A 13434-nucleotide genomic window follows, 5' to 3' on the forward strand; every position below is an offset into this window, starting at 1 on the left:
CGCTGCAGCGAAATCTGCAAGTCTGTGCGCCAGCTCACATTTCGGGACGTATCTTTCCGGTATTTTGAAGATTTTTGCGGTTGTGTTCGAACCGCGACGTCAATCCTCCAGACCAATCTTGCGAGACGGCCATTGAGCGTGACAGCAGCGGCGTCAGATGAAACCCTGATTGCCCGGATCGCTCAAGGCGACCGGCTCGCCATGCAGGTGCTGTACGGACGGCACCATGTCAGGGTGTACCGTTTCGGGCTCCGGCTCGTGCGGGACGAGCAGGTCGCGGAAGACCTCATCAGCGAGGTCTTTCTCGACGTGTGGCGTCAGGCCGGCAAGTTCGAAGGCCGTTCTGCCGTCTCCACCTGGCTCCTGGCGATCACGCGGTTCAAGGCCCTGTCGGCCCTTCGGCGCCGGAAGGACGTTGAGCTGGAAGACGAGGCCGCGAACGCGATCGAAGATACCTCCGACGATCCGGAGGTCGCGGTCCAGAAGAAGAATACCGGCGAAGCATTGCGCAAGTGCCTGACGGCGCTTTCGCCTGATCACCGGGAGATCGTCGATCTCGTCTACTACCACGAGAAGTCCGTGGAGGAGGTGGCCGAGATCGTCGGAATTCCGGAAAACACCGTCAAGACGCGCCTGTTCTATGCGCGCAAGAAATTGGCCGAACTCCTGAAAGCGGCCGGCATTGAGAGAGGCTGGCCATGATGGCTTTGAGCAAGATGCTGGAGCAAGAGCCCGGAGAGATCGAACTCCTGCTGCCGTGGTACGCCGCCGGCACGCTGAGCGCGCGCGACATGCGCCGGGTCGAGGAGGCTCTTGCCAACGATGCCGATCTCGCCAGGCAGTATGCGGAGATCCAGAAGGAGTATGCCGAGACCATCGCGCTGAACGAAAGCCTCGGCGCGCCGTCGATGCGTGCGATGCAGAAGCTGTTCGCGGCGATCGAGGCGGATCCGGTGCAGAAGCCTGCCGCGCCGCGCGGCTTCAGCGCGCGGCTGATGGATTTCTTCGACAGCCTGTCGCCGCGGACCCTGGCGTGGACCGTCAGCCTCGGCGCGCTGCTGGTGCTGACGCAGGCCGGCGTGATCGGCGCCGTGCTGATGCGCTCGCAGACTGCGACCTATCAGACCGCCTCGGTCCAGGACAAGACCGCGGCGCCCGAGCCCGCGAGCAGGCCGATGGCCGCGCCGCCGCCGCCGAGCGCCGCTGCGCCGGCCCCGGCGGAGCGGGCGCCCGAGAGCATGACGCGTTCGCGGATGGCCGAAGCACCGGCCCCGGCCGCACCGCTGATCCGCGGCCTTGGACCGCAGGTCGCCGGATCGACCGCGCCCGCCTATGCGCTGGTGCGGTTCGCGCCGGATGCGCGCATGGCCGACATCTCGGCGCTGCTCGACAGCTACCAGGCCTCGATCGTCGAGGGCGCCAAGGGCGGCCTGTTCAAGCTGCAACTCGGCGACCGGCCGTTGTCGAAGGCCGAGGCCGACAGCCTGATCGGCCGTCTGGCGCGCGAGAAGATCGTCAGCCTCGCGGTGGCCGCGCAATAGGCCCGCGCCGTCCGAACGTCATTCGGAGGCTCCATGTCGTCTACTTCGCCGCTACAGTTCGCCAGATCGGTCGCGATGCTGATTGTCGTCGCAATGCCTGCTTTCGCAGGTGGCGACCTCAGTGCCCATGCCCAGGCGATGATGCGTTCGCCCAACATCAACATCCCGAGCCGGGTGCCGAGCATCAACCCGGGCACCGCGATGCGTGCGCCGCCGCCGACGGCGATGACCGTGCGCCCGACCTTGCCCAATGCGCGATTTGCACCGAACCTGCAGACCTCCTGCGACCCGGCGGATCGCAGCGCCTCGGGTGAATGTCTCGACCGCCGGCCGGTGACGACGGACGGGCAGGGCCGGCGGTCCCAAGGAAGATTGGACAAAGACAAGTCCGCCAAGGTGACGCAGCGGGGCGAGCCGAAAGCTGCGGCCGCGGTCGACCCGCGGACCATCGCCAACGAGATCGTCGCCGAAATCGATGACGGTCTCTCGACGGACCAGGCCGACGCGCTGGCGCGCCGCCATGGCCTGCAGCGCATCAGCTCGCAGCGCTTTCCGCTGATCGGCGCCACAATCGGTCTGTTCCGGATCACCGATCGCCGCTCGGTGCAGGCGGTCAGCCGTGCGCTCGCGGCAGATGCCAGGGTGCGTTCGGTGCAGCCGAACTACCGCTACACGCTGCAGCAGCAGAGCGCGCCGCCCGTCGAGGGCGACCCGGCGCAATACGCGCTGGCGAAGCTGCGGCTGCCCGAAGCGCACAGGCTGGCCCAGGGCTCCAACGTCACCATCGCAGTGATCGATTCCGCGGTCGATCTCAAGCACCCGGAATTCGCCGACGCGTCGTTCGACGCGTTCGACGCACTCGGCGGTGACGAGGGGCCGCATGTGCACGGCACGGGCATCGCCGGCGTGATCGTGTCGCACAAGCGGTTGATGGGCAGCGCGCCCTATGCACGCATCATCGCCATCCGCGCCTTCGGCATGGCCAAGAAAGGCGGCGGGCCGGAGAGCAGCTCCTATGTGATCCTGAAGGCGCTGGACTACGCGGTTCTGCACGGCGCGCAGATCGTCAACATGAGCTTCGCCGGCCCGAAGGATGCGGTGATCGAGCGCGCGATCGCGGCGGTCGCTTCCAAGGGCGTCGTGATGGTCGCCGCGGCCGGCAATGCCGGGGCCAAGTCGCCGCCGCTGTATCCTGCGGGCAATCCGAACGTCATCGCCGTCAGTGCGACCGATGACAGGGACCAGTTGCTGCCGGCGTCGAACCGCGGCAATTACATCGCGCTGGCCGCGCCCGGCGCCGAGATCTTCCTGCCGGCGCCGGACGGAAAATATCAGATCATCTCGGGCACCTCGTTTTCCGCGGCCTATGTCAGCGGGCTTGCGGCGTTGGTGCTGGAGCGCAATCCGGCGCTGAAGCCGGAAACGGTGCGGACCGTGCTGACCGGGACCGCGCGCGATCTCGGGACGCCCGGACGCGACGATCTGTTCGGGGCAGGGGAGGCGGATGCCCTGGCGGCGGTCCAGGCCGTGGCCGCGCCGCAGGATGCGCCCGCTGCTGCTGTGCCTTCCGCGGGGCTGCAAACGGAGCCCACGGCGGCCCGTGAGTTGCGCCCGGCGTCGGCCGCGGTGACCGCGGCATCTCCAGCCGGCGACGCGCTTCGGCCCGCGCAGCAATGACGCCAACGTTTTCGTGAACGTTCCGAAAATCTCCCGCTCGCCTTGAACGTGCAGCGGGGCGATCACGACAGAAAGCATGTGGGAGCGGTGATCCCCTCCCCAAGGCTATATACGGCGCGAGCGCCCATCCACCCCAAGCGCCCATATGGCTCGACCCGTCCGGTTGTCCCCCCGGACGGGTCTTTCATTTTAGGCGAGGTCGAAGCCCGGCAACGTCGATATCCGGCAGTGTCTCGCGCACCCCGAGTCGAACATCCTTGGGTTGTCTAGGGATGCCGTTGGTCGCGTTAGCGCTCCGCGCCTGGCCAAAGCCCGAAAAAACACGGACAAAATTTCCGCACGACTACGGTTTGGCCGCCAAACAACATGGCATTAGCTAGACTTTGTTAACCTTTTCCACAAAATATTCACGTCACGTTGCGTTGATTCGTGCCGAGTGCGTCCGTCCCCTTATCTCACGGGCTCCCCCATGACACATCGACCGGACGTGGCTTGCAGCCGCGAACTGGCTGCACGCTGGTGCGCGCTTGCCGAAAGGCGCCTGGACCATCTCACCGAGCTGTTCCAGAGCGGCCGCTGGCGCCGCTACTACACCGAGCAGTCTCTCCTGGACGATATCCGCCAGGCCAAGGCCGCGGTGCAGACCTGGCAGGCGCTATCCCGCGCCGAGCCCGAGCAGGTGAGCATCGTGCCCAGCCAGACGCCGGCTGCCGTTGTGGCTGCGCCACCGGCGCCCGCGCGCCCCGCCGAGCCTGAGCCGATCAAACTCCGTCTCCATGAAAATCATCCCATCGAGCGGCGCCCCATTGCGCTGCCGCCCTCGCTCGAAACCATCCTTGCGGAGTCCGAGATCATCGTCGAGCCCGAGATCGAGCTGGCCGCGGATGATCTGGAACCGGACGACGTCATCGAACCCGACTATGTGGCCGAAGATGCCATCGCGCCGGAGCCGGCCGTCGCGCCGCCCCGCATCGACATGTTCGCCCTGGAGCAGGCCTTGAGCATCGGCATTCAATCCGACGCCGAGTATGACGAGCCGGTGGTCGATCTCGATGCCATCGAGCGCCGCTATCCAGCGCTGGCGGTCGCTTATTAGTCTGTTACCGGCTGACGGCGTTGCCGTTGACAGTCAGATGGGCAAATCGCTGCGCACCGTCCTGCGTCAGGTCCGATGTCACCGGCTTGATGTGATCAAGTCCGATCACCGCGCCGCGCGGGGTGCCGGAGATCATGTTGTTGCTGACGAGCGCCGTGCCCGCGCCCGGAACGACCGACACGCCCACGCCCGCCAGCGCATTGCGGATCACGTTGCCGGAAATGACCACGTCGCGCAGATATCGGCCCCAGCCGGCGACGATGCCGTAGGACGGGGCATTCTCGACCACGTTGCCGGTCACCGCGGAGTCCGCCTCGACATAGATGCCGATGCCGGCATCGTCGTCGGGTGCTGTGCCGACCGGCCGCTTCGGGATCAGATTGCGGATGATGTTGCCCTGGACCACCGCGATGCGGCCGCCTTCGTTGAAGTTGCACACGGACACGCCGAACGCGGCGCCGTCCACCGTATTGCCTGAGATGACGGCGCCCTCGAATGCGAACTCCGAGTAGAGCGCGACCTCGCGCACGTCGCTGACGCTGTTGCCGACGATCTGGATGTTGGAGGCCGAGTTGCCGCGCACCGCCGAGTAGTCGCAATTCCTGATGCGGTTGCCGCGCACGATCACGTTGCCGGCGCGAAAGGCGTTGATGGCGTTGCCGTACTGGCCCGAGCCGCCGGGGCCGGCCTTGATGTCCGTGATGCTGTTGTCGAGCACCATCGTGCCGTCGTCGCCGATCGCGGTGCGCAGGATCTCGATGCCGTTGTCGCGCGTCCCCTTGATGGTATTGCGCGACACGATCAGCCCGAGGGCATCGAACGACACGATCGCGGTGACCGCGATGTCGGTGAGGACGTTGCCGCTGACGTCGCCGGAAACCTGCTCGAGCCAGATGCCGCTGCCGCCGGAGCGGGTGATCTCGCAATCATGGATCCTGACATCGTTGCCGGCTGCAACGTGAAGCAGGCCGCGCCGCTGGGGCAGGGCAATGCCGCCGCCGTCGAGCGCGACGCCGCTGATGCCGAGGCCGTCAGCGCCTTCTGCTGACAGCATCGACGGGCCGCCACCGGTGAACACGAGCTTGGTGGCACCCCGGACGCCGACCATCTGGCTGCCCCTGGCAAGCCGCAGCATCGAGGTCCTGTAGGTGCCCGGCGGCAGCGCCAGCGGCACCTGGGCGCGGGCGGCCTCGTCGATCGCACGCTGCAGCGCGCGGGTCTGGTCGTCGGGACTGTTGGGCTTGACGCCATATTGCGTGGCGTCGCGGCCGAGTGTGGAGATCAGGGGGGCGGCCTGCGCGGCATCCGCCGGCAGGGCCAATGCCCCGGCGGCGCCGGCAGCCGATCCAGCCAGAATGCGGCGGCGATTGACATCCATGGTCAGCGTCTCGCGCAAAAGATGATGTGCGGCCACGACTTAAGCTGAAAGTCTCAATGCTGATGCCGAGGATGAGCGCCTGCGCCCGGGATTGTTGGCGGTAGGGTTAAATCTTCACGTCAGATCGCCCGCCGGCGTGGGTTGCCCGTCGAACCGGTGAGCCTCTCCCGAGGGAACCAATGGGACTCGCGGACATTGTTCCCGCAATGGATCGGCGAGGAGAGGGTCATGCATCTGTCAAATGAGAGTCTACTGGTTATTCTGTTCGTGGGCATTGTCGCGGGCTGGCTCGCGGGCCGCGTCATGGAAGGCGGCGGCTTCGGCCTGATCGGCGACCTGATCGTCGGCCTCCTCGGTGCCTTCATCGGCAATTGGCTGTTGCCGCAGCTCGGCATTCATCTGGGTGTCGGACTGGTCGCCGCGATCATCAACGCCTTCATCGGCGCCGTGGTCCTGTTGCTCCTGCTGCGCTTGATCGGTGGGGGATTTGGCGGTCGGCGCCGCTGGAGCATCTGATATCCCGCGCTGACCGTCAGCGGTCAGACCACCATCGGCGTCAGCTCGTGCGACAGGACGCCTGTCGCACGAGCTTGACCAGCTCCGTCAGCATCGCTTCGCCGGCATCGACGAGCCCCTCCAGCGTGATGCGCGAACTGCCGTGCGGCAACGCCGTGCCGGCACGCGGCAAGGGAGGAATGTGGATGAAGGCGGCGAGCCGCGGCCCTTCGGTGGCCTTGGTCGCCTCGATCGCGCGCCAGCTCAGATAGTTGCAGAGATAGCTGCCGGCATCGCGCGAGGCCCGGGCATCGATGCCGGTGGCGCGCGCCGCGCGCAGCAGCCGCGCCATGTGCGGGCCGAACGGCATCGGATGTGCACCCGGGACGATCACGCCCTTGCGCGCGACGTGGCGGTCGGCATCCGGGAAGGTCGTGGTGATCGCGTTGCGTGCGCGCGTCTCGATCCGCAGATAGGACGTTCGCCCGGCGAGGCCGAACATCATGAGCGCATGCGGGCGCCGCTCGGCGATCAGCGCGGGCAGCTCGCGATCCACGGTCGCATAGGTCACGTGAAAAATGTGGCTGCTGATGGCGACGTCATCCAGCGCTGGCCGCCGCAGCTCGGACAACCGCTTCACCAGCGGCATGGTCGGATTGGACGGCGCGCCGGGAAACGGGCCGAATCCGGTGATCAGGATGCGCGGCCGCTCGCTCATGTCAGCATCTCCGCAAGCTGCTCGGCGGCGAGCGCCGGCGCGACGCGGCCCTCGGCGACGTCGCTCTCCAGCCTCTTCACCTTCGCGCGGATGGATGGATCGGTGCGCAGCCGCGCCATCAGGCGCTGCTCCAGCATGGTCCACATCCATTTCACCTGCTGGTCGCGCCGCCGCGCGGCGAACTCGCCGGAGGCGATCATCGCCTTGCGATGATCCAGGACCTTCTGCCACAGCTCGGCGATGCCCGTGCCTGATATCGCCGAATAGGTCACGACCGGCGGATGCCAGTGCTCGGAGCGGGGGCTGAGCAGATGCAGCGCGCCGCGATAGTCGGCCGCGGTGATGTTGGCGCGCTTGACGTTGTCGCCATCGGCCTTGTTGATCGCGATCATGTCGGCGAGCTCGACCAGGCCCTTCTTGATGCCCTGCAGCTCGTCGCCGCCGCCGGGCAGCATCAGGGCGAGGAAGAAATCGGTCATGTCGCAGACCGCGGTTTCGGACTGGCCGATGCCCACCGTCTCGACCAGGATCACGTCGAAGCCTGCGGCCTCGCACAGCAGCATCGCCTCGCGCGTCTTGGCGGCGACGCCGCCGAGCGTGCCCGACGAGGGCGAGGGGCGGATGAAGGCGTGCTCGTGATGGGACAATCGCGCCATCCGCGTCTTGTCGCCGAGAATCGAACCGCCGGTTCGCGCCGACGAGGGGTCGACCGCGAGCACCGCGACCTTGTGGCCCTGTCCGATCAGGAACATGCCGAGAGCATCGATCGTGGTGGACTTGCCGACGCCGGGCGAGCCGGTGATGCCGACGCGGATCGCGTGCCCCGTCCGTGGCAGCAGCGCCTGCACCAGTTCGCGCGCGGCGGCCTGATGGTCGGCGCGGCGGCTCTCGACCAGCGTGATCGCGCGCGCCAGCGCCGCGCGGCTGCCGGCGCTGATATCGTCGGCCAAGGTCGTGGTATTGGGCGAAGGAGAACGAGAGGACATGCGCCCGTTATAGCGGATGCGAGCGGCCCGGCCAGCTAGTTCTCCTCCGCATCCCCCTTCGGCCTCGCGCCGCCGAAGATCGCCTGCCCCTCCGCGCTGAGATAGGGCTTCAGCGTTTCCCAGGGCACGAAGGCGACATAGTCGCCTTCCGCGTAGGCGCCAACGGCGTAGGGCGGATAGTGGAAGGTGAGGCCCGAGCTCTTGCCGGCCAGCGTCGAGGGCGCGAGCGTGACGGCGCCAATGCCGAGCAGCTTCGGCTCGACGCTCTTCAACCACCACTCGTCAGTGTCGCCGGCGTCGCGCGCCTTCTTCTCTGCTCGCAGCGAGGCGATGATCGCCTTGCTGATCGCGGTCATGGTCGGACCGTTGTCGGCGGTCTCGTTGAAGAACGGGCGGATCGAGATGCGCTTGGCGGCGGCCTTGTCCCAGAGGATGGTGTCGACCGTCCGGTTGGGATGGGCGCCATGCGTGTCCATGTAGTCGTTGCGCAGCACGCTGACATAGCGATCGGCGACCATCGAACGCACCGAATAGTCGCGGCCATAGGTGTAAGGGCCGTCGCGGAACAGTTCCTTGTCCGCCTTGTAGTCCTTGGCGGCGTCCGCGGCCTGCTTGTCCATCCACTTGCGGCCTTCGGCGAGGCAATTCGCGGCGAGCGCCGGATCGGCCTTGATGTCGGCACTCAGCGTGACGCTGGCCTCGGCGGCCTTGGTCTTGATCGACGCATCGGGCTTGGCTTCGGCGGCGATCGCCGGCGAGAGGGTGAGCAGGCCGAACAGGGCGGCGACAAGCAGTTTGGTAGAATACATGAGGCTTGTGATCCGGGTTTGGTTGTCTGTGCGCGCACGTACCGCAAAGGTTCGAGCGTGCCCAGATCGAACGCGCGGCGATTGATTACAGCGCGTCAATAGCTCGACGCTCTCGGGAATGGACGCAAGACAATGTCGAGATTCCGGGTTCAAGGCCTTTGGCCTTGCCCCGGAATGACGGTGGGGTGTGACGCAGTCGGACTACTCCGCCGCCTCGCTGTGCCCCAGCCGCGCATTGAGCTTTTGGATCAGCTCCTCGGCGGCGTCGGCGATGACGGTGCCCGGCGGGAAGATCGCCTCGGCGCCGGCCTTGTACAGCGCATCATAATCCTGCGGCGGCACGACGCCGCCGACGATGATCATGATGTCCTCGCGGCCCTGCTTCTTGAGCGCGGCCTTCAGCTCCGGCACCGCGGTGAGATGCGCGGCCGCCAGCGATGAGACGCCGAGAATGTGCACGTCGTTCTCCACCGCCTGCCGCGCCGCCTCGTCGGCGGTGGCGAACAAAGGTCCGATGTCGACGTCGAAACCGATGTCGGCGAAGGCCGACGCGATCACCTTCTGGCCGCGGTCGTGGCCGTCCTGGCCGATCTTGGCGACCAGGATGCGTGGCCGGCGGCCCTCGGCCTCCTCGAACGCCTCGATCAGCGCCTGCAGCTTCTCGGCTTTGCCGGACATGGCGGCGATCTCCCGCTTGTAGACGCCGGTGATGGACTTGATCTCGGCGCGATGGCGGCCGAACACCTTCTCCAGCGCGTCGGAAATCTCGCCGACGGTGGCCTTGGCGCGCGCCGCGTCGATCGCGAGCGCCAGCAGGTTGCCGTTGCCGTCGCCGGCCGAGCGCGTGAGCGCCGCCAGCGCCGCATCGACCTCGGCCTGCCTGCGCTCGGATTTGAGCCGCGACAGCTTGTCGATCTGCAGCCGGCGCACGGTGGAATTGTCGACCTTGAGCACGTCGAGCGGCGGCTCGTCGGTCGGCTTGTACTTGTTGACGCCGATCACCGACTGGCGGCCGGTGTCGATGCGGGCCTGGGTCTTGGCCGAGGCTTCCTCGATGCGCAGCTTCGGCACGCCGGCCTCGATCGCCTTGGCCATGCCACCGAGCTCCTCGATCTCCTGGATATGGCCCCAGGCCTTGGCGGCGAGGTCACGGGTGAGGCGCTCGACATAATACGAGCCGCCCCAGGGATCGATGATCCGGGTGGTGCCGCTCTCCTGCTGCAGGAACAGTTGGGTGTTGCGGGCAATGCGGGCGGAGAAGTCGGTCGGCAGCGCCAGCGCCTCGTCGAGCGCGTTGGTGTGCAGCGACTGGGTATGGCCTTGCGTCGCCGCCATCGCCTCGACCGCGGTGCGCACGACGTTGTTGTAGACGTCCTGCGCGGTCAGCGACCAGCCGGAGGTCTGGCTGTGCGTACGCAAGGACAGCGAGCGCGGGTCTTTCGGGTTGAAGGGCTTCAAGAGCTTCGCCCACAGCAGGCGCGCCGCGCGGAGCTTGGCGACCTCCATGAAGAAGTTCATGCCGATCGCCCAGAAGAACGACAGCCGCGGCGCGAAGCGGTCGACGTCGAGTCCGGCGGCGATGCCGGCGCGCAGATATTCGACGCCGTCGGCGAGCGTATAGGCGAGCTCGAGATCCTGCGTCGCGCCGGCCTCCTGCATGTGATAGCCGGAGATGGAAATGGAATTGAACTTCGGCATCTTCTGCGAGGTGAAGGCGAAGATGTCGGAGATGATCCGCATCGAGGGCGAGGGCGGATAGATGTAGGTGTTGCGCACCATGAACTCTTTCAGAATGTCGTTCTGAATGGTGCCCGACAGCTTCTCCGGCGGCACGCCCTGCTCTTCGGCGGCGACGACGAACAGCGCCAGGATCGGCAGCACGGCGCCGTTCATGGTCATCGACACGCTCATCTGGTCGAGCGGAATGCCGGCGAACAGGGTGCGCATGTCGTAGATCGAATCGATCGCGACGCCGGCCATGCCGACGTCGCCGCCGACGCGCGGATGATCGGAATCATAGCCGCGATGGGTGGCGAGATCGAAGGCGACCGAGAGGCCCTTCTGGCCGGCGGCGAGGTTGCGGCGGTAGAACGCGTTGGAATCCTCCGCCGTGGAGAAGCCGGCATATTGCCGGACCGTCCAAGGCTGGTTGACATACATGGTCGGGTACGGACCGCGCATAAACGGCGCGATGCCCGGCCAGGTGTCGAGGAAGTCAATGCCGGCGAGATCGGCCTCGCCATAGGCGGGCTTCACCGGAATGCCTTCGGGCGTGAGCCACGGCTCGGCTGGGCCTGCGGGAGCCGGCGTGGCCGTGGGCTCGAACGCGATCGCGGTGAAATCGGGAATGCGGCTCATGGCCCGGCGTCCTCGTCTCAATCGTGGTCCGGATGCTGATGGCTGACGATGGTCGCCATCTTCTCCGGTCCATAGTTCTGTTGTGTCGTCTGGCTCGGCAGATTGGCGATCGCGACCACCCAGCCAAGTCGCGACTCCGAGCCATATTGTCGCGTCGGCACCACCCGGTCCGGCCGGTCGAAGCTGCCGGTCATGATCTCGATCCGCGGCCCATCAATACGCCCGAAGCCGAGCGGCGTGCCGCAGGCGGGACAGAAGAAGCGCTCGGCGATCGTGGATGAACGGAACGCGGCGGGCTGACCGCGCGTCCAGGCGAAGTGCTCGCGGTCGATCTCAGCGAACGAGGCGAACGGCGCGCCGGAGGCTTTCTGGCACATCCGGCAATGACAGATGCTGACCTTGTTCGGCGTGGTCTTGAACGCGAAGCGGACGGCACCGCATTGGCAGCCGCCGGTCAGGAGAGGCTTGGTGTCGTCGGTCATGCTCACTCCAGATGCGTATAGGCGTCCTCGAGCGTCTTCAGCGCGTCGCCGCCGGCGAACACGAAGCTGCCGATGCCCGCTTCGCGCAACGCAGCTTCCCGCTCGCCGCCGCGGCCTGCCAGATAGATATGTCGTGCGCCCGCGGCCTGAAGGGCCTTGGCCGCCGGAACCGCGGCCTCGGCATAGACCTTGTCGGACGAGCAGAGGCAGGCGATTGCGGCGCCGGAGGCGCGGTATGCATCTGCGAGCGCGGCCGGATCCGCGCCGCCCTGGCCGTCGATCGCGGCGATGCCGCCGGCCTCGAAGAAGCTGCGGACGAAGGTCGCGCGCGCGGTGAAGTCGGCGGCGGTGCCGAGATTGGCGAGGAAGACCGAGGGGCGCTGTCCCTTGCTCTTCAGCAGGCTGTCGGAGCGGTCACGCAGCCGCTCAAATCTTTCAGCGAGGCGGATCGGCGTGAGCGGTGCGAAGCTGCGCGCAGCCTTGGCCGCCAGCGGCGCGGCCAGAGGGGCGACCGCTTCCACGGCGACTTCGGCCTCGTTGAGATTCGGAAACTCACTGGCGCCGGTCAGCACGTCGCGCCGCTTCGCGATGTTGGCATCGCGCGCCTGCTTCACCGCGGCGACCTTGGTCTGGATGAGGCCCGCCTGCAACGCCGCAACGACGCCGCCGGCCTTCTCGATCTCCTGGAACAGTGCCCAGGCGGCGCTGCACAACTCGCTGGTCAGCGCCTCGATGCCGCCGGCACCGGCGGCGGGATCGGCGACGCGGGCGAGATTGCTTTCCTCCAGCAGCACCAATTGCGTGTTGCGGGCGACACGGCGCGCGAACGCGTCGGGCAGGCCGAGTGCGGCCGTGTGCGGCAGCACCGTCACGGCATTGGCGCCGCCCAATCCGGCCGCGAACGTCGCGATGGTGGCGCGCAGCATGTTCACGTAAGGATCGCGCCGGGTGAGCATGCGCCACGCCGTCTCGCCCGAGATGAAGAGCGGCTTTGGCGCCAGGCCGCAGGCCTCCTCGATGCGCGCCCACAGCCGCCGCAGGCTGCGGAATTTCGCCAGCGTGAGAAACTGATCGGTGTCGGCGGCGAGCCGGCCATAGATCATGCCGCGCGCGGTCTCGAGCGCGATGCCTTCGGCTTCGAGCGCCCGCAGATAGGCGACGGCGGAGGCGAGCACGAAAGCGAGCTCCTGCGCCTCCGATCCGCCGGCGTCGTGCACGACCCGGCCGTCGGCGGCGAAGAACGGGCCCTTGAAGCCGGCCTCGTGCAGTTGCTTGACCAGCGCGCCCGAGTTGCCGCCGAGCGTCGATGCCTCATGCGAGCTTGCGCCGCGAGCGGCCGCATGCCCGATCGGATCGAGGCCGAACCGGATGTCGCAGACCGCGGCCTTGATGCCGCGCTGCTTGGCGGTGTCGGCGAGAAGCGAGGCGGGCGAGAGCGAGTCGCCGAGGTGCAATTCGATTGCAATCGCAGCATCGAGATGCACGCCGTCGAGCGCGCGCGCCACTGCGTCGGGGCTGGCGGCGAGGCCGAAGCCGTGCGCGGCGTTCGAGCCGGCAAACACCAGCGACAACCCGGTCGCGCCATTCTCGAGGTCGATCAGCGCCTGTGCGTTGGCCTTGGCCGGATCGGGATGATCGACGCGCTGCATGATCTGCCATGGTGCCGATGGTGCGCGGCCGGCGACCGGCGCGGCATGCTTGGCGCGCGGATAGATCGGCTGGATCTCGAGCCCGTCATAGGTCTTGCCGACCAGCTTCTCGAAGGCCGCGCCCTTCAGCACGCCATCGACCAGCTTGCGCCAGTCCGCCTCGCCGGCCGGCGCAAAATCGGCGGCCAGTCGCAGATCGTCGGTCTCGGTCGTCATGCGGATCGCGTCTCCCGGGCGTCTGTTAT

At 67.2% G+C, this 13434-nt stretch carries 12 protein-coding genes; 5 read left to right on the top strand and 7 right to left on the bottom strand.

Features of this window, described 5'->3' with window-relative positions; genetic code table 11:
- Positions 1-132: 132 nt before the first annotated feature.
- From ACQR0U_RS27785 to ACQR0U_RS27800, 4 genes are all read left to right on the top strand, one after another.
- Positions 133-702, top strand: coding sequence for a sigma-70 family RNA polymerase sigma factor (locus ACQR0U_RS27785; RefSeq protein ID WP_008961196.1), 570 nt, complete (start codon positions 133-135; stop codon positions 700-702).
- Positions 699-1541, top strand: a complete 843-nt coding sequence (locus tag ACQR0U_RS27790) for a hypothetical protein (protein ID WP_316187274.1) — start codon at positions 699-701, stop codon at positions 1539-1541. The genes ACQR0U_RS27785 and ACQR0U_RS27790 overlap by 4 nt, the downstream gene beginning before the upstream one ends.
- A gap of 33 nt (positions 1542-1574) precedes the next feature.
- Positions 1575-3218 carry a S8 family serine peptidase gene (locus tag ACQR0U_RS27795; RefSeq protein ID WP_410051833.1) on the top strand — a complete coding sequence of 548 codons (1644 nt, stop codon included), beginning with the start codon at positions 1575-1577 and terminating at the stop codon, positions 3216-3218.
- Positions 3219-3687: 469 nt separating this feature from the next.
- Positions 3688-4314 carry a TIGR03809 family protein gene (locus tag ACQR0U_RS27800; protein ID WP_434844022.1) on the top strand — a complete coding sequence of 209 codons (627 nt, stop codon included), beginning with the start codon at positions 3688-3690 and terminating at the stop codon, positions 4312-4314.
- A gap of 4 nt (positions 4315-4318) precedes the next feature.
- Here the strand turns inward: ACQR0U_RS27800 and ACQR0U_RS27805 are convergent, their stop codons facing one another.
- A complete protein-coding gene (locus ACQR0U_RS27805) occupies positions 4319-5692 on the bottom strand; it encodes a TIGR03808 family TAT-translocated repetitive protein (protein ID WP_434844023.1) in 1374 nt (457 codons plus the stop codon).
- Between the two features lie 228 nt (positions 5693-5920).
- Here ACQR0U_RS27805 and ACQR0U_RS27810 point away from each other — a divergent pair, with 228 nt between their 5' ends.
- On the top strand, positions 5921-6208 hold the full coding sequence (locus tag ACQR0U_RS27810) for a GlsB/YeaQ/YmgE family stress response membrane protein (protein ID WP_315716090.1): 288 nt from the start codon (positions 5921-5923) through the stop codon (positions 6206-6208).
- A gap of 40 nt (positions 6209-6248) precedes the next feature.
- Here the strand turns inward: ACQR0U_RS27810 and ACQR0U_RS27815 are convergent, their stop codons facing one another.
- From ACQR0U_RS27815 to ACQR0U_RS27840, 6 genes are all read right to left on the bottom strand, one after another.
- Complete coding sequence (locus ACQR0U_RS27815; protein ID WP_316184565.1) at positions 6249-6905, bottom strand: pyroglutamyl-peptidase I; 657 nt, start codon at positions 6903-6905, stop codon at positions 6249-6251.
- The gene (meaB, locus tag ACQR0U_RS27820; RefSeq protein WP_316172928.1) at positions 6902-7891 is read right to left on the bottom strand and encodes a methylmalonyl Co-A mutase-associated GTPase MeaB; all 990 of its coding nucleotides are present in this window, start codon (positions 7889-7891) and stop codon (positions 6902-6904) included. The genes ACQR0U_RS27815 and meaB overlap by 4 nt, the downstream gene beginning before the upstream one ends.
- Positions 7892-7926: 35 nt before the next feature.
- Complete coding sequence (locus ACQR0U_RS27825) at positions 7927-8700, bottom strand: RsiV family protein (protein ID WP_315828247.1); 774 nt, start codon at positions 8698-8700, stop codon at positions 7927-7929.
- Between the two features lie 201 nt (positions 8701-8901).
- The gene (gene scpA, locus ACQR0U_RS27830; RefSeq protein WP_434844024.1) at positions 8902-11058 is read right to left on the bottom strand and encodes a methylmalonyl-CoA mutase; all 2157 of its coding nucleotides are present in this window, start codon (positions 11056-11058) and stop codon (positions 8902-8904) included.
- A gap of 17 nt (positions 11059-11075) precedes the next feature.
- The gene (locus ACQR0U_RS27835; RefSeq protein ID WP_315716096.1) at positions 11076-11540 is read right to left on the bottom strand and encodes a GFA family protein; all 465 of its coding nucleotides are present in this window, start codon (positions 11538-11540) and stop codon (positions 11076-11078) included.
- A gap of 2 nt (positions 11541-11542) precedes the next feature.
- On the bottom strand, positions 11543-13405 hold the full coding sequence (locus ACQR0U_RS27840; protein WP_434844025.1) for a methylmalonyl-CoA mutase family protein: 1863 nt from the start codon (positions 13403-13405) through the stop codon (positions 11543-11545).
- Positions 13406-13434: the final 29 nt, after the last annotated feature.

This window comes from Bradyrhizobium sp. HKCCYLRH3097 (genome assembly GCF_051167875.1).
In the GTDB taxonomy this organism is placed as follows: domain Bacteria; phylum Pseudomonadota; class Alphaproteobacteria; order Rhizobiales; family Xanthobacteraceae; genus Bradyrhizobium.